This window comes from Protofrankia sp. Cj3 (assembly GCF_917627355.1).
Lineage (GTDB): Bacteria > Actinomycetota > Actinomycetes > Frankiales > Frankiaceae > Protofrankia.
Genome location: NZ_CAKJTR010000004.1, coordinates 43,387 through 44,163, shown reverse-complemented (window position 1 = coordinate 44,163; position 777 = coordinate 43,387). Strand labels below are relative to the sequence as shown.

Here is a 777-nt window from a genome sequence, read left to right as displayed (position 1 = left end):
CGGTCACGGTCACGGTCGAACCGATGGTCTCATCGATGGCTGCCGACACCGGTCACCCCTTTCCGGTCATGCTCGTTCGTCCCAGCCGCTTCGTGATCGCCGTCGACCCGGCGTTCGGCCTGCTGTGCCTTGGCGACCTCGTCGTGGAGCAGCTCCCAGAGCAGGTGCCGGTAGCGCACGAACTCCGGGTCGGAGCGGGGGTCGCCGCTGTCATCGCTGATGGAAGGGACGTCAACGATCTGTTTGATCCGGCCGGGTCGCGACGTCATCACGGCGACCCGCTGACCGAGATACACGGCCTCGTCGATCGAGTGCGTAATGAAAAGGATCGTCTTGCGTGTCTGCGCCCAGATCCGCAGCAGTTCGTCCTGCAGCGTTTCACGGGTCTGCGCATCGAGCGCGGCGAACGGCTCGTCCATGAGCAGAACCGCCGGATCGTAGGCGAGGCTGCGTGCGATCGCCACCCGCTGCTTCATGCCACCGGACAGCTCATGGGGATAGCGGCGTTCGAATCCGGTGAGACCGACCAGGTCCAGATACGACTTCGCCCGGACGGAACGTTCGGACCTCGGTACACGCTTGGCCTCAAGGCCGAACTCGATGTTCCCGAGCGCGGTCCGCCAGGGGAACAGCGCATACTGTTGGAAGACGATCCCGCGGTCGAGACCCGGGCCCGAGACCGGAGCCCCGTCGACCAGGATGCGTCCACCGCTGGGTCTGGTCAGTCCACCGAGCAGGTCGAGCAGGGTGGACTTACCGCAGCCGCTCGGCCCGACC

The 777-nt window shown here is 65.9% G+C and carries 1 protein-coding gene; it reads right to left on the bottom strand.

Annotation, left to right across the window (positions count from 1 at the left end):
- Window positions 1-29 precede the first annotated feature (29 nt).
- On the bottom strand, window positions 30-777 hold a 748-nt coding region (locus MJ783_RS01145; protein WP_239308009.1), incomplete at its 5' end, for an ABC transporter ATP-binding protein.